17 protein-coding genes are annotated in these 19,203 nt (G+C 57.7%); 10 read left to right on the top strand and 7 right to left on the bottom strand.

Going from position 1 to position 19,203, the window contains the following annotated elements; all coding sequences use genetic code 11:
- Positions 1-147: 147 nt before the first annotated feature.
- The 5 genes from HY29_RS10345 to HY29_RS10365 all read left to right on the top strand — a co-directional run bounded on the left by HY29_RS10345 (position 148) and on the right by HY29_RS10365 (position 3,521).
- Entirely contained in the window at positions 148-429 is a 282-nt protein-coding gene (locus HY29_RS10345; protein ID WP_034796554.1) for a DUF6471 domain-containing protein, read from the top strand.
- Positions 430-614: 185 nt separating this feature from the next.
- Complete coding sequence (locus tag HY29_RS10350) at positions 615-830, top strand: hypothetical protein (RefSeq protein ID WP_155838282.1); 216 nt, start codon at positions 615-617, stop codon at positions 828-830.
- 19 nt (positions 831-849) lie between these two features.
- Positions 850-1,464 (top strand): hypothetical protein, encoded by a 615-nt coding sequence (locus HY29_RS10355; RefSeq protein ID WP_034796557.1) that lies wholly within the window; start codon positions 850-852, stop codon positions 1,462-1,464.
- A 738-nt stretch (positions 1,465-2,202) separates the two neighbouring features.
- Positions 2,203-2,862: a hypothetical protein gene (locus tag HY29_RS10360; RefSeq protein ID WP_155838283.1), complete on the top strand. Its 660-nt coding sequence runs from the start codon at positions 2,203-2,205 to the stop codon at positions 2,860-2,862.
- A gap of 188 nt (positions 2,863-3,050) precedes the next feature.
- Entirely contained in the window at positions 3,051-3,521 is a 471-nt protein-coding gene (locus HY29_RS10365; protein WP_051601412.1) for a hypothetical protein, read from the top strand.
- 64 nt (positions 3,522-3,585) lie between these two features.
- Here the strand turns inward: HY29_RS10365 and phaR are convergent, their stop codons facing one another.
- On the bottom strand, positions 3,586-4,164 hold the full coding sequence (phaR, locus tag HY29_RS10370) for a polyhydroxyalkanoate synthesis repressor PhaR (protein ID WP_034796559.1): 579 nt from the start codon (positions 4,162-4,164) through the stop codon (positions 3,586-3,588).
- Positions 4,165-4,314: 150 nt separating this feature from the next.
- On the opposite strand from phaR, the gene phbB reads away from it, so the two are divergent.
- Positions 4,315-5,040, top strand: a complete 726-nt coding sequence (phbB, locus tag HY29_RS10375) for an acetoacetyl-CoA reductase (protein WP_034796560.1) — start codon at positions 4,315-4,317, stop codon at positions 5,038-5,040.
- On the opposite strand, the gene HY29_RS10380 is transcribed toward phbB, so the two are convergent.
- From HY29_RS10380 to HY29_RS10395, 4 genes are all read right to left on the bottom strand, one after another.
- On the bottom strand, positions 5,037-6,041 hold the full coding sequence (locus HY29_RS10380; RefSeq protein ID WP_034796561.1) for a zinc-dependent alcohol dehydrogenase family protein: 1,005 nt from the start codon (positions 6,039-6,041) through the stop codon (positions 5,037-5,039). The genes phbB and HY29_RS10380 overlap by 4 nt on opposite strands.
- Before the next feature lie 65 nt (positions 6,042-6,106).
- Positions 6,107-7,570 carry an AMP-binding protein gene (locus HY29_RS10385; RefSeq protein WP_034796562.1) on the bottom strand — a complete coding sequence of 488 codons (1,464 nt, stop codon included), beginning with the start codon at positions 7,568-7,570 and terminating at the stop codon, positions 6,107-6,109.
- A gap of 23 nt (positions 7,571-7,593) precedes the next feature.
- Positions 7,594-8,547 (bottom strand): alpha/beta fold hydrolase, encoded by a 954-nt coding sequence (locus HY29_RS10390; protein WP_034796563.1) that lies wholly within the window; start codon positions 8,545-8,547, stop codon positions 7,594-7,596.
- Between the two features lie 88 nt (positions 8,548-8,635).
- On the bottom strand, positions 8,636-8,938 hold the full coding sequence (locus tag HY29_RS10395) for an SCP2 sterol-binding domain-containing protein (protein ID WP_034796564.1): 303 nt from the start codon (positions 8,936-8,938) through the stop codon (positions 8,636-8,638).
- A gap of 178 nt (positions 8,939-9,116) precedes the next feature.
- Between HY29_RS10395 and HY29_RS10400 the strand changes: the two genes are divergently transcribed.
- The 3 genes from HY29_RS10400 to HY29_RS10410 all read left to right on the top strand — a co-directional run bounded on the left by HY29_RS10400 (position 9,117) and on the right by HY29_RS10410 (position 12,078).
- The gene (locus HY29_RS10400) at positions 9,117-10,664 is read left to right on the top strand and encodes an acyl-CoA carboxylase subunit beta (protein ID WP_034796565.1); all 1,548 of its coding nucleotides are present in this window, start codon (positions 9,117-9,119) and stop codon (positions 10,662-10,664) included.
- Between the two features lie 10 nt (positions 10,665-10,674).
- Positions 10,675-11,094 carry a DUF2267 domain-containing protein gene (locus HY29_RS10405; protein WP_034796567.1) on the top strand — a complete coding sequence of 140 codons (420 nt, stop codon included), beginning with the start codon at positions 10,675-10,677 and terminating at the stop codon, positions 11,092-11,094.
- Between the two features lie 90 nt (positions 11,095-11,184).
- The gene (locus HY29_RS10410) at positions 11,185-12,078 is read left to right on the top strand and encodes a DUF4349 domain-containing protein (protein WP_034796569.1); all 894 of its coding nucleotides are present in this window, start codon (positions 11,185-11,187) and stop codon (positions 12,076-12,078) included.
- 42 nt (positions 12,079-12,120) lie between these two features.
- On the opposite strand, the gene gltB is transcribed toward HY29_RS10410, so the two are convergent.
- Together gltB and HY29_RS10420 are read right to left on the bottom strand one after the other, a co-directional pair.
- Positions 12,121-16,665: a glutamate synthase large subunit gene (gltB, locus tag HY29_RS10415; RefSeq protein WP_034796571.1), complete on the bottom strand. Its 4,545-nt coding sequence runs from the start codon at positions 16,663-16,665 to the stop codon at positions 12,121-12,123.
- 4 nt (positions 16,666-16,669) lie between these two features.
- Positions 16,670-18,115 (bottom strand): NAD(P)-dependent oxidoreductase, encoded by a 1,446-nt coding sequence (locus tag HY29_RS10420; RefSeq protein ID WP_034796572.1) that lies wholly within the window; start codon positions 18,113-18,115, stop codon positions 16,670-16,672.
- A 232-nt stretch (positions 18,116-18,347) separates the two neighbouring features.
- Between HY29_RS10420 and HY29_RS10425 the strand changes: the two genes are divergently transcribed.
- Positions 18,348-19,202 carry an undecaprenyl-diphosphate phosphatase gene (locus HY29_RS10425; RefSeq protein WP_034796573.1) on the top strand — a complete coding sequence of 285 codons (855 nt, stop codon included), beginning with the start codon at positions 18,348-18,350 and terminating at the stop codon, positions 19,200-19,202.
- The last annotated feature ends 1 nt before the right edge of the window (position 19,203 follow it).

Raw genomic sequence — 19,203 nt, forward strand, 5'->3', positions numbered from 1 at the left:
GGATACCCGGATGGTTGCGGCCAGTCCGGATATTTGTGCCGTATGATGGAATATAATCACCATATTTGGTGACTTGAATATGGCCATTTACGAAAAGGCCGTCAAGCGGCATTATTCACCAATAATGGTGATTTGTTTGGAGGCCCCATGACACTGGTAAAATCAAGCCCGCCACCCAAGGCGCAACCGCGTAAGGACGCCCCAATAAATGCAGAGTACCAGGAGAAGGCAAAGGTCTTGCTTCGCGACATGATTGGCGGGGACTACGCCATGCTCGCTGAAAAGCTGAATGCGATGGGTATAGAAATAAGCGTGCGGGGGCTGGAGAACAAAATCAGTCGTGGTGGGTTCTCGGCTGCATTTTTGCTCCAGTGTATGGGGGCGCTTGATGTGAGTGATTTCTGCGTTCCGCAAGACGAATCACTTTAGGAACAATGGCAGAACACTAAGTCTTCTACGCAGCGCAAAAACCATAGAGCGCTGATTTATTGGGCTAATTTTTCCAATTGCTCTTAACGCCACGGTCATTAAACTGGAACCAAACTAGCCATCTCTAGTTGACGTAGAGAGTTTGCTTGTGTACGACCCCGCGCTTCGATGCTGGTGATGATGTAATGAAATTCCTAATGATGGTCTGTGACTGGATAAATCCGCGCGAGTACGAACGCGCACTTGAAGAGAATACCGCAAAGGTTGTCCGCCGTTTTGCGCGCGGAAACGTGCGCATTCAAAATGGCGCTTATATGTCTCAAGCCGATCTTGATAAGACCCGGGAAAAAGCCGCCAGAGTTCTTATAAGGCTGAACAAGAAACGCCCAGCTAAAGCGTAACGGTATCGAGAGACATTCTATGGTAGATGGAGCGCCAGCAGGCTTTAGCCGTGCCGAAATTCACACTGCCTGGAACCTAGCCGAAAAGACTATCAAGCAAGCAGAGCAGGTCTCTGCAGAAGTTGTGGTTCCTGCGATTCAGGAACTACGATACGCCGGGCGCCGTTTTGTGGAGGCGGATGCGCACGAACAAAAAGGGGAGGACGAAGAGGCGAAGCGGCTTCTTAGCGATGCTTATTTTTTCTGCTGCCGCGCCCAGCATGATGCAATTGATGCGGCAACAGCCAAAATATCACTAGATCTCGGAACCTGCGTAAATGGCGTGACGCCAGCAGACAAAGTCGCTATATTTCCCGAATACAATGAATTGCTGGATGCTCTGATCAGTATTGAGGAGCGAGTTGCGCAATCACGCGAAAATCGAGAAGACCGCCAACACATTTATGAGACGTTGGCGAAAACCGATTTTGAACGCATTATTGAACTCCACAAAAAATTTCGCCGTTGCGAGCCAGAGCTAAGCAAGCTGGCTCGCAAGGCATCTAGGGCGTGGCTTGGCAAGCTAGCGTGGACGATTGGGGCAGCTATGCTAGGGTTTTTCCTCTACCCTCTCCGCACTCTCGTGTTTGGGTGATCACCAAATATGGTGAGACTGCTCCATAATGCCGCGGTACAGCTCCCCCCTCTCCCCCGCCAATGCCTGCGCAGGCAGATGAGAGGGCACTGTCCCCAAACCCTCCGCCCCCCCAATCCGTCTGATACCGCCCCAAGCCATACTTCAGGTCTGCTCACACGGGGGCCGGATCAGGTACCGTTCTGGTCGTGGGGGCAGGGTCAGGATGGTGTTGGGGGGAGAGACGGTCTCGCCAGTGCCTAGGCAGGTCAGGCCAGGGTGAGCCGGTGAAAGCCGGTTGGGCATTTCCACCTCGTCGGGCGTACGGGGGCTTGCCCTCCAGATGGATGTCATGGGTAAAAAGCCCGGATGCTCCGTTTGCTGTATGCTCGCTCAGAAGACCCGGGACCTTGGGGTATGTTGAGCATATCTCGCCAAAACTCCTGACCGGCGCGGCGGGCGGTAACGCTCCACTCCGTAGCCTTTATTTACTTCAGGCGGAGCGCCACGGCGCCCGCCGCGCACGGCTCTTCGAGCGAAGAGCGGAAGTATCGGGATACCCGGATGGTTGCGGCCAGTCCGGCTTTAGGTGCAGGAACCCCTCACCGCCGGCCCCCAAAGGCGGTGGGAGGTGAGGAGCAGAAACACTCAAATTACATTAATTTGTAGCTTTAAAGACATTTAGAAGACGGGCATATGATGCCGATGCTTATTCGCCTTTTTCTATGTCTCACCACCGCCTGTAGCGTTTGTTTCGGAATGGCAAATGCCCAGCTGACCAGTGGAATTTCTGGACCCGTGGTCAATGAAGGCAAACGCGCCATCGGATACCGCGCGGCCTATGATCCCGATGCAAATGGCCTCGCCCAGCGGGTTCATTACGACCATGCCCTGAATGGCAAGCTTCTTTTGCGCGGCGTCGCGCAGGCCCGCAAGACCAGCGACTCGGATGTCGACTTTGATTACTTCCAGGCCGAACTGCGCTGGCAGCTGACCCCGGATTCAGCCGACTGGCAGCAAGGCCTACGCTTTGACGTGCGCATTCGGGATGATGATCGCCCCGGCCTGCTCGGTGTTCACTGGATGCACCAGGTTCAGCTGACAGACACGGTCCGCGCCCGCTTTGCCGCCATTGTCAGCGGCGATGTTGGAAATGATGCCCGCGATGGGGTCTTCCTGCAAACTCGCGGCGATCTCAGCTGGCGTCTGTCAGGCGGTGTCGATTTTGGCGGCGAGCTATACAATTCCTATGGCGCCGCAGATGATATCCTGCCCCTGGACAGCCAGAGCCATCTCGCCGGTCCATTCGTTTCCGTGCCCATTACCGACACGCTGAAGCTGCGCACAAGCGCATTGCTGGGGCTGACGGAAGCCTCCCCGGATGTCACATTCCGCCTGTTCCTGACACAAGATTTCTAAGGCGTCACAAGCCCCTCGCCTCTTGCGCGGCATTACGGTAAACCTGATGTTAAGCGAGAAGAAGGACGGGTAAGTCCGCGATGGAACGGGACACTAAAATTGCCCTCGCAGGGGCAGCCATCGCCAAACGCGAACGGAAGCGGCAAGAACGTGCCGCATCTGGTGGCAGAACCGAGAAGGGGAATCTCATGCGCATGTTGTTCGGTATCTTCCCGCTACTGGTCATACCGGTAGCACTCTACAATCTCTTGGCCCTGGGCTTTGGGGGCTCAGTCGAGACCGTCAACGAACTGGGCGAGTTTACGCGATTGGAAACCGCGCCGATCCTGGAATTGCTGAACGGGAAATTCGTGGGGCTACCGATGATTTCCGGGGTCGACTGGATCCTCACCAAGGGCGACGCAATCCTGTTGCTTGCAGTGGTCTTCCTGTTTCTGGAAATCCTGAAATCCACCTCGACCGGCACGTCTACCATCATGAATCACGCGGTTTCGATGATCCTGTTCATCGTCTGCCTGATCGAGTTTCTGTTGTTGCCGAACTTTGCGACGTCCACCTTCTTCATCCTGATGTCGATGACCTTGCTGGATGTGCTGGCAGGCGTTGTCGTCACGATCGTGTCGGCGCGCCGTGACTTTGGGGTCGCGGGAGACATTTAGGTCTCACACCGCCAATAGATGTGCGAAAGGCCTGCCGCGCGGCAGGCCTTTTGAGGTTTCAGGATCAGTCCTTGCTGTACAGATCTGCCAGCTGTTTCTGAATGGCCACCATCTGGGCCTGCATATTGGCCAGCGCCTCTGCCTGGTATTCCATCATCGGGTTCATGGAGGTGCGCTCATCCTTCTGCTGAAAGGTGGAGGCAGACAGGGTCGGCATGAACATCTTCATGGCCTGTTCGAACATCGCCATATTGCGCTTGGCCTGCTGTTCAAAAACATGCATCGGATTGGCCGCCTTGCGCCATTCCTTCTGGGAATCCGCAAAGCTGTTCATCGACATTTCCAGGAAGGACGGCAGAAACGTCTGCGCGCCGCCGCCATAAAAGCCGATCAGCTGGCGCAGGAAATTCAGCGGCAGAGCCCCTTCGCCCTTGGTCTCATGCTCGAAAATGATCTGGGTCAGTACCTGGCGGGTCAAGTCTTCGCCAGATTTCGCGTCGCGAACCTCAAAGTCGCGACCCTCGCTTACAAGGTCCGACAAGTGGTCGAGCGTTACATAAGAAGATGTCGACGTGTCGTAGAGACGTCTATTCGCATATTTCTTGATGATGATGACATCATCAGATCCGTTACCCTTGGCCATATCCTACCCTCTGCTCTCGCTACAGGAGAAGCAATATTTGTGCTATGCAACATAATCTTGCACAATTTCGGCCTTCGACCAATGCGCTATTGCTAATAACGCATCAGAACGGCTAGCCTTTTTCCTGCACACATAGCGGGAGGAGACGCAATGACTAGAACAGTTCTGGTCACTGGTGGCACGCGCGGCATTGGCCGGGCGATCAGTGAGATGATGAAAAACAAAGGCTATCAAGTTGCCGCAAACTATGCCGGCAATCAGGAGGCCGCCGAGGCCTGTGCCAAGGAACTTGGCATAAAATGCTACAAGTTTGATGTCGCAGACTATGATGCCGTAACAGAGGGACTGGCCGCCATCGAGAAGGATCTCGGTCCGGTGGATATCCTGATCAACAATGCTGGCGTTACGCGGGATGCGCCTTTCCACAAGATGAGCCGGGAACAGTGGCAGCAGGTGATCGATATCGACCTTACCTCAGCCTTCAACTGTACCCGTCAGGTATGGGAAGGCATGCGCGAGCGCGGCTTTGGACGCGTTATCAACATCTCGTCCATCAATGGGCAGAAAGGCCAATTCGGACAGGCAAATTACTCCGCCGCCAAGGCTGGCCTGATCGGCATGACCAAGGCCCTCGCCCAGGAAGGCGCAAAGAAAGGCATCACCGTGAATGTGGTCGCCCCCGGCTATATCGATACGGAAATGGTGCAGGCTGTGCCGGAAAAGGTTCTGGAAGGCATCATCGCGTCGATCCCTGTCGGCCGCCTAGGCAAAGCCGAAGAGATCGCTTCGATGTGCGCCTATCTCGCCAGCGATGAAGCTGCCTTCATCACCGGCGCAACAATGACCGTGAATGGCGCGCAATATATTGCGGGCTAGACACTCAGGATGATCTTGCCGAAATGCTGCTGGCTGGCCTGATGGGCAAAGGCAGCAGCAATTTCGTCAAGCGAGAACGTCTTGTCCATGACGGGCTGGATGTCATTGGCTTCGATCGCGGCGATCATGTCTTCCTGATGGCGCCGCGATCCGACCGTAATTCCGGACAGCGTGATGTTCATTGAGAACAGGGCCGCCGTCGGAACCTCACCTGATACGCCGGTCAGAACACCAATCAGCGAAATATGCCCGGCTGGGCGGCAAGCGGCGATCGACTGAGCGAGCGTTTCAGGGCCGCCAATCTCGACGACCTCGTCCACGCCGCGTCCGCCAGTCAGCGCTTTGGCCTTTTTGCCCCATTCGGGCGTTTCCTTGTAATTGATGACATGATCCGCGCCGAGCGCCTTCAGGCGTTCCAGCTTCTCATTTGACGAAGATGTTGAAATTACGCGGCAGCCAGCGGCCTTCGCAAACTGAAGCGCAAAGATAGAGACCCCGCCTGTCCCCTGGGTCAGCACCCAGTCGCCAGGTTTGACTTTCGCCTCGACCATGACCGCCCGCCAGGCGGTCAGCGCAGCGCAGGGCAAGGTTGCAGCTTGCTCATAGGAGTAGCCTTCCGGCATGCGCGTGAACGCCGTCTCTGCGGCAGCAACATATTCGGCGGCATAGCCATCGGCCCCATCGCCCGGCACAGCGCCAAAGCCCGCCGCTTCAATCTCACCGGATTGCCAGTTCGGGAAGAACAAGGACACAACCTTGTCCCCCTCCTTGAAGCGCGTGACCCCTTCGCCAACAGCGACAACGTCGCCGGCACCGTCCGACATCGGAATACGCCCGTCATCGGTGGGAATCCCCCCCATCACGACGACAAAATCATGATAGTTCAGACTGCTCGCCTTGATGCGAACGAGGATTTCTCCCGGTCCTGGCGTGGGTTTTTCCCGTTCTTCAATGACGAGATTGCCCGGACCCCCGGGCTTTTTGACGGCTGCAACTTTCATCTCTTCCTCCTGATTTTTCCCTAAGGGAGGTATCCCGTCCCTACGGAAGTCAAGCGGAAGAGAGGTCAGTCTGCGGGTGACGTAAGGCGAGCCTCCCGCAGGGCCTTGCGGCGCACTTTGCCGGCATCATCCCGCACGGCGTCCGCAACATATTCGAAACTCTTCGGAATCTTGTAGCGCACAAGACGATCAGACAGATGCGCCTGCATGGCAGCTTCGTCCACCGGGCCCTCAGGGCGATCAATGATGGCATGCAGGCGCGCGCCCATATCCTCATCCGGCAGTCCGATCACGGCTGAGGAGCGCACACCGGGATATGCCTCAACCGCCGCCTCAACTTCTGCCGGATAGATATTCGCGCCGCCGACAAGGATCATGTCGGACAAACGGTCCGTCAGATAAAGATAACCGTCTTCATCCATCCAGCCCATATCACCAAGGCTTTCCCAGCCGCCTTCAATGGCGCGCGCTTCAGCGCCGATATAGCGATAGGTCGTGCCGGCGCCATCCAGAGGCCGCAGGAACACTTCTCCAATCTCGCCGGGCGGCACGATCTCTCCGGCCTCATTGACGATCTTCATTTCGCATGACTCGACCGGTCGGCCGACAGACCCCTTGTGCTGCAGCCATTCCGTGCCCTGGATCGTGGTGGAGCCCTGCCCTTCCGTGCCGCCATATAGTTCCCAGATCACTTCAGCGCCAAGCCACTCGATATAGGCCTCTTTCAGCCAGGCCGGGCATGGCGCCGCCAAGTGCCAAAGCGCGGTCAGGCTGGAGAGATCATACTTTGTACGGATTTCTTCCGGCAGACCCCAGATGCGGCGCATCATGGTTGGCACCATATACGCAACATTGACCTTCAGGCGCTCAATCACTGCCAGCGTCTTCTCGGGATCAAAGCGCGTCGTGACGGCGATAGTACAGCCCTTGAACAGAGCAATCATGGCCCACAGGAAGGGGCCATTATGGTAAAGCGGTCCAGGGATCAGCATTGTGCCCTGTAGCGGGATTTCAAGATATGGCACCTCCGGGTCCCAGACCGCCGGAAGTTTGGAAACAATCAGTTTGGGCCGGCCCGTCGAACCACCACTGGTCATCGCCTTGATCGAGCTAGCGACCGCCTCGGGCAGCGCCTCGTCAGAGAGACTCGCATCAGGCTCAAACCCTTCCGGGATGGAAGGAATGGGATCGTACTCGCCCGCCTGAACCCCGACGACAATGCGTGGTTTTCCAAGGTCAATGATCTGGTCACGTTCCAGTTTCGGAAGACGCGCCGAAACTGGTTGCGGTGTTGCGCCGAGTTTCCAGGTGGCAAGGCACGCCTCAAAAAACTCGATGCCATTCGGCAACGCAATTGTGACAAAATCATCCGCCTGCACACCAAGTTTCTGATAGGCGCGCGCCAGCCGGTTGGTCCGTTTCTCAAGATCCCCCCAGCTTATTGACTGACCTTCATGGTCAATTGCGGCCCGATCAGCCTGCTGGTCGGCCCAATGGGCAACGATTCTGGAGAGAGAGATAATGGCCACGTCGTCTGTTCCCTTTTGTTATTTTATATATCTGCCCGTTTCAGGAGGCGTTGAAAGCCTTCCCAGAATTCCTGTCTGCGATCATCCGTCTCCATAAGGATTTCATGCATTGCGCCGTCGATGGTGACATGCTCGCAATCGGGCAGGCGCGCGCAGATTTTTTCATGGGAGGCATTGTCTACCAGCTGCTCTTCGGCCGCCGATGCCACGAAGACCGGTATGGTGACTTCCTTCAGAATTTTTGGCTTGGAGAAAGTTGTCAGAATATCCAGCGATGCGCCGAGCCAGCCCCATGTCACCGGGCCCAGTTCCAGATCCGGATGGGCATCAATCAGGGCACGTTGCAATTGCCAGCGCCTTTTGTCGTGCGTGACGATGTTTGTCTCAAAGGTTTCGGCCGGTCCCGGCTGAATGGCATAGTCGCCAGAGCGACCGGTCGCCCGCATAGCCCAGACCAGATAGCGCATGCCCAGGAAATGAGACTTGAGACCCCACATCGGTGAACAAAAAGCTGCGGCATCCACTTTCACCAGCTTTTGTGAAATCGCCGCAAGGGCAATCGCACCGCCCATGGAATGCGCGACAGACACGTAAGGCCGGGGCAGATGCTCCTGCAGCTGTTCCAGCCCACCTTGCAGCGCGCCCATGAAAGTCTCGAACCGGTCAATATGGCCCTTGCGGGTATCCTCCAGCAAACGTTCCGACAGACCCTGGCCTGGCCAGTCCAGGATCACCACGGCAAAGCCCATGGCCTGGAGCTCGCGGCCGACCTCAAAATACTTTTCGATAAACTCCGTCCGCCCCGGACAGACAATGGCCGTGCCCCGCGGATCGGATTTGGACAAGGCAGGCGCGATACAAGCCCGCAGGTTTCGGCCCGCACTGCCCTTGAACCAGATAATCTCTGCGCCTTGCGGGGGCGGATTACCCGGCACCTCCACAAAGACTTCGCTTTGACTGAAACTCTCTGAGGGCATTCCGGCGCCTGTGCTGTCCAAAAATAAAGGCCGTCCGAAGCTTTCCCCCGGACGGCCCTTTATATCAAGTCACTGAGTCCTGTGCGGATCAGGAAAACTTCTTCATCAGGCTCTGCAGTTGCATGGCAACAGACATGTCGCCTTCAACTTTCAGCTTGCCCTGCATGAAGGCCATGGTCGGGTCCATTTCACCCTGAGAGATTTTCTTGAAATCATCCCATGCAACCTTGATCGTGGCGTCTGCGTCGCCGTCGGAATTGTCCGCTTTGCCAGCTGCGCCGTCGATGAAGAGCTTGCCTTGATCACCAAAGTCAAACTTCACCTTCTTGGTGAAGTCGCCGCCCGGCTCTACGGCAGAATCTGCTTTGGCTGTGAGTTCTGCGAGATCCATTGAATTCCTCCTTGAATGGATTTGGCCTTGATAAAGCAGACCCGCAGTACGGAAAGCAAGAGCCTTATTGAGAATATAACGCAAAAATGACTCTCCCGTCACTTTCATGCCAAAACTCAGCCTCTCCTCAAAAACACCTTCTTGACCTAGCGCTAGGGAAGCATGGAACCTGCGGACCATGAGTTGGGAAAAGTCGATTGAGGAGCTTCGCCGTCGCGAAAGACTGGCGGAGAAAATGGGGGGCGAAGAGCCTGTCTCCCGCCAGCGTGGCCGGGGGAAACTGACGGTTCGTGAACGGGTCGCCTTTCTGGCCGATCCCGGCAGCTTCCATGAAATCGGCAAGATTGCCGGCCTCGCCACCTATGGCGCGGATGACGAACTGGAGAGCTTCACGCCCTCCACATCGGTCACCGGCCGGGCGACCCTGAATGGCCGCAGCGCCGTTATCCTCGCGGATGACTTTACGGTGCGCGGCGGCGCATCCGATGCTTCGATCTGGCAGAAAATGGTCCAGATGATCAAAATGGCCGCCGAATACCGGATGCCGCTTGTTCAGATGATTGATGGCACGGGCGGTGGCGGATCCGTGAAATCACTTGAAAAAGACCCGCGCACCTACATCCCCGAAACCCCGGGCTGGGACGAGATCGTGCATGGCCTGACACAAGTGCCGTTTGTCTCGCTGGCGCTCGGCCCTTGCGCCGGGATGGGCGCCGGACGGGTCGCAGCCAGCCATTTCTCAGTCATGGTCAAAGAGCTCAGCCAGGTGTTCGTGGCTGGCCCGCCCGTCGCGATCGCGCTTGGCGAGAACGTGACCAAGGAAGAGCTGGGCGGCTGGAAGATCCAGGCGCAGAATGGCACTGTGGACAATGTCGTCGACAGCGAAGCGGAGGCCTTCGAGACCGCGCGGCGCTTCCTGTCCTACCTGCCTGGTTCCGTCCATGAACTGCCGGAGCGGACCACCCCGGCAGACGATCCCAAACGCCGCGAAGACAGCCTGATGTCTGTCGTTCCGACGGACGGGAAGACGCCTTACAAGCCGCACAAGATCATCGAAGCCAGTGTTGATCGCGGCAGCTTTTTTGAAATCGGTCAGGCCTGGGGCCGGGGCATCGTTACCGGGCTCGCCCGGATCGATGGCTACCCGGTCGGCATCATGGCGGGCAATCCGTTCTTCCTGGATGGCGCCTGGACAGCTGATGTCTGTGACAAGGTCACCCGCCATATGGACCTCTGCTCGCAATTCCACTTGCCGGTCATCCACTTTGTCGACTGCCCGGGCTTTGCCGTGGGCGTGAAAGCCGAAACAGCTGGCGTTACCCGTGCCGGGGTGCGCGCCATGACCGCTGTCTATCAGGCAGACGTGCCCGTCTGCTCCGTCGTCATCCGCAAGGCTTATGGGCTGGCAGGGTCTGCCATGATGAACCAGAGCCGTACCAAATGGCGCTATTGCTGGCCGAGCGGGGATTGGGGCAGCCTGCCCATGGCCGGCGGCATCGAGGCCGCTTTCCGCAAGGAACTGGCAGAGGCCGAAGACCCGGACGCGCTGAAAGCCCAGCTCTACAAGAAATTTGATGCCATTCGGTCGCCTTTCCGAACAGCCGAATCTTTCTATGCAGAAGAGATCATAGACCCAAGAGACACCCGCCCCCTGCTCGTCGATTTCATCCATCATGCCTGGCGGACGCTGGAGCCCGGTGAGCGCAAAATCGGGTACAGACCCTGAGACGACACTCATGCCAGTCCCCCCGGAATATCTGCGTGTCGGCGAATTTTTCACGGACTTCCTGCTCCGCGTAAAAGCCGAATGTATGCTGACCAGTCGGCATCAGGCCTATACCTGCATGCAGGCGGTGATCACGGTGTTCCGCCGCCGACTGACCCCGGAGCAAGTGATCCGCTTTGTGCAGATCCTGCCGCCCGTTGTCGGGACAATCCTAGTGGATGGATGGAGCCCGGAGGAGTTCACGACCAAATGGGGCAGCCGTGAAGACCTGACAGCAGAGGTGCGCCGCTTCCGGCACGATCACAATCTTTCCACTGGCTCGACGATCACCGACGTCGCCAGAGCTATTCGCGGCACGATTGGAGATGAGGTGCTCGACACCTTCCTCTCAGACCTCAGCCCTGACGCTCAGGCCTATTGGCGAATCTAGACGGCCTGCCGACTCCTGCCCGATTTCCAGCCTTATCTTGCCATGATGTAAGCTTTCATGTGGTATCAAGCATCCATGTGGAGGGACAAAATGAAACACAAGATACCTGTCATAGCCTGCGCCATGCTGGCGCTTGCCGCCTGCGGTGGTTCTAATAAGGACGGGGCCGAGCGTTCGAGGTCTGCGCCGTCTGCTGCGCCCATGGCAGAACAGGACATGATCTTTGAGCCGAGCCCCTCTGCAGGCGGCGCTCCGGTTGAGGACGCCGCGCAGCAATATATTGCCTATTCCCATTCTCTGGGGCTTCGTCTGCCAGTCAAATCGATCGAACCCGTAATGAATGGCCATGTGGAAGCGTGCAATGCGGCGGGCCCAAGCAAATGCATCGTGACGAATTCCTGGTATAATTCGTATTCCGATGATGAGGCCTCCGGCTCGCTTCAGTTGCGCGCAACACCAGACTGGATCGACACATTCCTGAAAGGCGTCGATGAAGAAGCCGAGGCCGCAAATGGCGAAGTGACCAACCGTCAGACGACTGCGGAAGACCTGACCGTTTCCATCATAGATACCGATGCCCGCCTGAACGCGCAGCAGACCCTGCAACGCCGCCTGGAAGACCTGCTGGCAAATCGGGATGGAGAGCTGGGGGATATTCTGGCCACAGAGCGTGAACTTGCGCGCGTGAATGGTGAGATCGACTCGCTCAAATCTTCCCTCAAGGCGTTGATGCTGCGAGTTGAGATGAGCAAGCTGGACGTCAATTACGAAACCAAGCGCAATCCGGTATCACAGAGCGCCCTTTCGCCGATTGGAGATGCCTTCGGAAGCTTCTTCTACAATCTCGCAGGCGCACTCGCCGCCGTCATTACCGCCTTCGCAGTCGGCTTGCCATGGCTGATCCTGATAGGTGCCTTCCTGTGGATCTGGCTGAAGCTGATCTGGCCACGCCTGCGCAAAAAGAAAGCGCCTAAAGCAAACTAATCAAAAAAGCCCCCGGAATGATCCGGGGGCTTTTTCTCAATCTCAGGCTTTGACAGCCACTTTCTTCTTGCCAGCCTTTGGTTTTTCTTCCGGCAACAGAAGGTGTGCAATTTCCTTCGGCACAATCATCAGCATTTCCTGCAGGGAATTATCCCACTCTTCCAGAATGTCTTTCGCCCGCAGGGATTTGGTCCGCTTGACGTGCTCCTCAATGAGGGCGCGCGCCTCGGCAATATGCTCGGCGGGCATGTCGGCCAGCGGATACCAGTCGATCGCATCAGGGTTGGCGACGCGCTCAAAGCGCTGCTCCGGATCCCAGATATAGGCCGCGCCGCCGGTCATGCCTGCGCCGAAATTATCTCCCACCGGGCCCAGGATCACAGCGCGTCCGCCGGTCATGTATTCGCAGCCATTCGCGCCACAGCCTTCAATGACCGTTTTCGCGCCGGAGTTCCTGACCGCGAAACGTACACCTGCTGCGCCGGAGGCAAACAATTTGCCCGCCGTTGCGCCATAGAGGCAGGTATTACCAATTATGGCATCGCTGCCAGCGCGGTGGCGCTCTTTTAGCGGAGGCGCCACAACGATGCTCGCGCCCGAGAGGCCCTTGCCGACATAGTCGTTTGCATCGCCAATCACCTCCAGAAGAAGTCCCTGAACGGAGAATGCGCCCAGCGACTGGCCTGCTGAACCTTCAAGGCGAATATGCAGACGGCCTTCCGGCAAAGCGTGCATGCCAAATTTCTGCGTAATGGCAGAGCTGGACCGTGCCCCGATGGCGCGCATCGTGTTGGCGACGCCATATTCCAGCTGCATCTTCTCGCCGCGCTCAAAGAACGGTTCGGCGTCGCGCAAAATCTGAGCATCCAACGTATCCGGAACTTCTTCACGGTGGTCTGGCCGGTATATGACCGGCGTTTCGCTATCGACCTGAACCAGCAGCGGGTTAAGGTCCAGATCGTCCAGATGCGTTGACCCACGGCTGACCTGTGTCAGCAAATCCGTACGGCCAATCGCTTCGTCGAGAGATTTCAAACCAAGGGAAGCGAGAATTTCGCGTACATCCTCGGCAATGAAGCTCATCAAATTCACGACCTTCTCCGGAGACCCGGTAAAGTGTGCCCGCAGTGCTTCGTCCTGCACACACACACCAACCGGGCATGTGTTGGAGTGGCACTGGCGCACCATGATACAGCCCATGGCAACAAGTGATGCTGTGCCGATACCGTACTCTTCTGCGCCCAGCATGGCCGCGATAACGATGTCACGTCCGGTACGCAGCCCGCCATCCGTCCGCAGGGTGACTTTACCGCGCAGATTGTTCAGTGACAGGATCTGGTGTGCCTCCGCCAGACCCAGCTCCCAAGGAAGGCCGGCATATTTGATGGAGGTTTGCGGACTGGCGCCCGTGCCGCCGACACCGGCAGCGATCAGGATCAAGTCCGCCTTGGCTTTCGCCACACCTGCCGCAACCGTTCCGACGCCGGATTGCGCGACCAGCTTCACGCAGACGCGCGCTTGCGGGTTGATCTGTTTCAGATCGTAGATCAGCTGCGCCAGATCCTCGATAGAATAGATATCATGATGCGGCGGAGGCGAGATCAGCGTCACGCCCGGCGTCGCATGACGAAGCTTCGCAATCAGCTCCGTCACCTTGAAGCCAGGCAACTGACCACCCTCACCTGGCTTGGCGCCCTGGGCAATCTTGATCTCGATCTCGCGACACTGATTCAGATATTCCGCCGTCACACCAAAACGGCCAGAGGCCACTTGCTTGACCGCAGAGTTCATATTGTCGCCATTCGGCAGTGGACGATACCGCGCGCGATCTTCCCCGCCCTCACCGGACACGGACTTTGCCCCGATCCGGTTCATCGCAACGTTCAGCGTGCCATGGGCCTCCGGGCTCAGCGCACCTAGAGACATGCCCGGTGTGACAAAGCGCTTGCGGATCTCATTGATCGACTGAACGCTGGACACCGGCACTGGCGCGCCAGCGGGTTTGAAGTCCAGCAGGTCACGCAGCTGGATCGGATCGCGCGAATGCACGGCCTCGACATATTTGCGATAGATGGAATAGTCGCCACGATTACAGGCCGCCTGAAGCGTATGGATCAGATTCCCATCGAGCGCATGCGCCTCTTCAGAGGCGCGCAGGCGGTAGAAGCCACCGACCGGCAGAGAGACCACGTCCTCATCAAACGCCGCTTCGTGCCGCATAAGGGCGTTCTCTTCCAAGCCGGCCAGGCCGAGCCCGGAAATCCGGCTGTTCATGCCCGGGAAATAGTCCGCCACCAGAGCACGCGAAAGACCCAGCGCCTCGAAATTATAGCCCCCGCGATAGGAGGAGACGACAGAGATGCCCATCTTGGACATGATCTTCAGCAGGCCTGCTTCAATCGCGACCTTGAAGTTCTTCACGCATTCATTCAGCGACATGTCGCCGAACAGGCCGCGCGAATGACGGTCTGCGATAATGTCCTGCGCCAGATATGCATTGACGCATGTTGCGCCGACACCGACCAGAACGGCAAAATAGTGCGTGTCCAGACACTCGGCCGAGCGCACCGTAATGGAACAGAATGTCCGCAGGCCCTGGGCGACAAGGTGAGAGTGTACCGCGCCGGTTGCCAGAATCATCGGAATGGCGATGCGGTCAGCCGACTGCAAATGGTCCGTCAGGATAATATGCTCGCGGCCCTCACGAACAGCGTCCTCGGCTTCGCGGCGAATGCGGCTCAACGCATCTTTCAGGGCCGTCCCGTCGCCTTGCGCATCGGCTTGGTCAAATGTGCAGTCGATTTCGGCTGTGCCAACACCCAGACGGTCAATCAGGCGTTCATACATACCATTCGTCAGCACAGGGCTTTCCAGCACAAAGACTTCCTGCTGGGACTTGTCCGTGTCCAGCACGTTCCCCAGATTCTTGAACCGGGTTTTCAGGCTCATCACCCGTTCTTCGCGCAGCGGGTCAACCGGCGGGTTGGTCACCTGACTGAAATTCTGCCGGAAGAAGTGGCTCATCGGGCGATAGGAGAAAGACAGCACAGCCGTCGCCGTGTCATCCCCCATGGACCCGATGGCCTCCTTGCCTGTCTCCGCCATGGGCGACAGGATCATTTCCAGGGTTTCCAGCGTGTAGCCTGCGGCCGTCTGACGACGCAGCAGGTCTTCCTTGTTGAACATCAGCGGCTCCGGGCCCGGGCCGATTTCCGGCTCCAATTCCGTCACAGCCTGCAGCCATTCCTCATAAGGGGCCTGCTCGGACAGGAAGTCCACAATTTCGCGGTGTTCGTAGAACTTACCTGTCTTCAGGTCAGCCGCGATGATACCGCCAGCCGGGATCAAGCCACGCTTGGCGACTTCGTGATCGCCCAGCGGGCACATGCCTGTTTCGGAACCGACCGCAAGTATACCGTCCGTAGTCAGCGCATAACGCAGCGGGCGCAAACCATTGCGGTCAAGGCCAGCAATTGCCCAACGGCCATCATAGGCCGCGATCCCGGCAGGGCCATCCCATGGCTCCATCACAGAGTTGCAATAGTCATACAGTGCACGGTGCGCCGTCGGCATGACGGAATCACGCTTCGACCAGGCTTCTGGAATCAGCATTGCCTTGGCCATCGGCGCGGGGCGGCCAGACTTGCAAAGAAGTTCGAACACGGAATCAAGCGCGCCGGAATCAGACGTACCATCCGGGATGACCGGCTTCACGTCATCAACATGCTCGCCAAAGGCTTCCGAGACCATGCGGATCTCGTGGCTCTTCATCCAGTTCTTGTTGCCGCGCACTGTATTGATCTCGCCATTATGCGCGATCATGCGGAAGGGCTGGGCCAGTGACCATTGCGGGAATGTGTTCGTTGAATAGCGCTGGTGATAAATCGCGAACGCGGAAACAAAACGCTCATCCCGCAGGTCGAGATAGAAATTGTCGATGTCCTGCGCCAGGAACATACCTTTGTAGATCAGGGATGCATGGCTGAGCGAGCAGACATAGAAAGACGGGATCGCGGCTTCCCGCGCGCGGCGTTCAATCCGCCGCCGGCAGATGTAGAGCGCCCGCTCCAGATCTTCAGGGCTGCGGCCCTTCGCATCACGAAACATGATCTGCTCAATTGCAGGGCGCGTGTCTTTCGCTTTTTGTCCGATGACGGAAACATCGACCGGTGGCTGGCGCCAGCCATAAATATAGAATCCGAAGTGCAGAACTTCCGTTTCAACCAGAGTTCGTGCAGCTTCCTGCGCACCGAAATCCGTACGCGGCAGGAAGATCTGACCAACACAGATCGGGTCATCCGTCGGATTATGGCCTGTGCGGGTGACGTGCTCACGGAAGAAATCCTGCGGGACTTCCACACGAATGCCGGCGCCATCACCGGTCTTGCCGTCTGCATCGACCGCGCCGCGGTGCCACACATTCTTCAGGGCGGCGATGCCCATCTCGACGATTTCGCGCTTCGGCTTGCCATCAAGAGAGGCGACCAGCCCCACCCCGCACGCATCATGCTCGAATGACGGGTCATAGGCATGCGCATCCATCAGGCGCTGACGGTTTTCTTCGTACTTCTTTACATAATCTGACATCTGACTACTCCGCAGCCACAGTTTCTGCACGGGCGGCGGCCTTCATGGCCTTGTGCATGGCCTCAGCCGCGTCACGCCCATCCTTGATTGCCCACACCACGAGGGAGGCACCTCTGACGATATCGCCCGCCGCATAGACGCCCGGCAGGCTGGTTTCCATAGTCGCATAATCGACCCGCACAGCGCCCCAGCGGTTCACGGTCAGCGCTTCTTCCCCGAACAGCTCCGGCAGGTCTTCCGGGTCAAAGCCCAGAGCCTTGATCACCATGTCTGCCTTGATATCAAAGCTTTCACCGGTCTTCACAGGGCTCTGACGGCCAGAAGCATCCGGCTCACCCAGCTTCATGCGGTTGGCGCGGACAGCTTTCACCTTGCCAGCCTTCGTATCCAGAATGGCTTCAGGGGAGGCAAGCCATTCAAAGACGACGCCCTCCTCTTCTGCATTCTGAACTTCACGCTGGCTGCCCGGCATATTGGTGCGGTCACGGCGATAGACACAGCTCACCTGCTTCGCGCCCTGACGGATCGCGGTCCTCACACAGTCCATCGCGGTATCACCGCCGCCGATCACCACAACGCGCTTGCCCTCGGCATTGAGGTCACCCTCATCATAGGCTGGCACAGCGTCGCCAAACCCCTTGCGGTTGGACGCGGTCAGATATTCAAGTGCTGGATAGACGCCTTGCGCCCCGCTGCCCGGACATTTCAGGTCTTTCGCAGCATAGACGCCGGTTGCGATCAGCACGGTGTCATGCTCTGCGCGCAGCGTGGACAGGCTGACCTGCTCACCAACGCGCGTGTTGAATTTGAAGACAATGCCGGACTCTTCCAGACGCTGGATACGGCGCTCGACGACATGCTTCTCGAGCTTGAAGCCCGGAATGCCATAGACCAGCAGGCCGCCCCCGCGATCATAAGCGTCATAAACCGTCACTTGATAGCCTTTGCGGCGCAGCTGTTCCGCTGCCGCCAGCCCACCCGGACCCGCGCCAATGATACCGGCGGACTGGGAGCGTTCTCGCGGCGGCTTGATGGGCGTCACCCAGCCTTCTTCCCAGGCTGTATCCGTAATGTATTTCTCGATTGAGCCAATCGTAACCGTGCCATGGCCGGATTGCTGGATCGTACAAATGCCCTCGCACAGGCGGTCCTGAGGGCAGATGCGGCCGCAGATCTCCGGCATATTGTTCGTGGCAGACGAGACCCGCCAGGCTTCTTCCAGGCGGTTTTCCGCTGCCAGTTTCAGCCAATCCGGAATGTTGTTGGAGAGCGGGCAGCCTTGCTGGCAGAACGGCACACCGCACTGTGAACAGCGGGCCGCCTGGGCACCGGCAGCTTCCTTGCTGAATTCAGCATAGATTTCCGCAAAATCGTCTGCGCGCGCTTTTGCTTCGCGCTTCTCAGGCATCTTGCGTTCAACGTGCGTAAATTGCAGCATTCTCTCTGCCATAGGGGCACTCCTTATTGCGGAGAGTTGGACTTACGGCCTAGCAGCAACAGCTGCAAGCAGATTCAGGCGATATAGTATCGTTATGATATTTAATATATGCAAATTTATTGCACAAGATATGCCAGTCATGAGCGCCAGGCCACACTAGTATCATAATGATATGATTATAATCCGTGGCACTCGATCCAAACTCGGCTACCCCTTTGGCATCCCGCTATCTTAGAGTTTGCCCATGTCATTGCTGCAACTCGCCATTATCGCGCTCCTGCAAGGGACGACCGAATGGCTGCCCATTTCCTCTTCCGGCCACATCCTGTTGGCAGCAGACCTGTTCCAGGCCAGTCCGCGTGACGAATTGCTGATCAATGCCGTCTCCAATCTCGGCACTCTGCTCGCCATGCTGATCTATTTCCGAAAGGATGTGATGCTTGCAATTGGCGGCGGATTTGAGCTGGTGGCCAAGCCTTTCACCGAAGACAAAACGCTCTCACATGGCGCCCGTCTTGCGGCGTGCATCCTGGTCGCAACGCCGCTCGCCGTACTCATCGCTGCGGTCTATGAGCACTTCCTGCCGGAAAGCCTGCTGAAGGACATGCGCAGCATCTATGTGGTGGCGGGCACGACCATCTTCTTCGGCATTCTGCTGTGGTGGGCCGATGTCGCCGGGCCGCGCAACCGCAAGGAAGAAGACATGACGCTTTGGCACGCCTTCCTCATCGGGGCGACACAGGCCATTGCCGCCCTCCTTCCCGGCACCAGCCGATCCGGCATTACCATGACGGCGGCGCGCGCCCTGGGCTATGAGCGGACGGAAGCGGCGCGGTTTTCCATGCTGATTGGTGCACCCATTCTGGCCGCGGCCGGCCTCTATGGCGCTTTAGGCCTGATGCAGGCAGACGGCTCCACCTCCGCGCTCACCCTGCAGGACGGCCTGATCGTGACCGGCATTTCCTTTATCACAGGGCTCGCCTCGATCTGGGCGCTCATGGCGATTCTGAAGCGGATGAGCTTCCTGCCATTTGTTCTGTACAGATTCGCCCTTGGGGCCGTGCTATTGCTCGGCTCCCCACTGGTCGGATTGTTCTAGA

The organism is Hyphomonas beringensis (assembly GCF_000682755.1).
Lineage (GTDB): Bacteria > Pseudomonadota > Alphaproteobacteria > Caulobacterales > Hyphomonadaceae > Hyphomonas > Hyphomonas beringensis.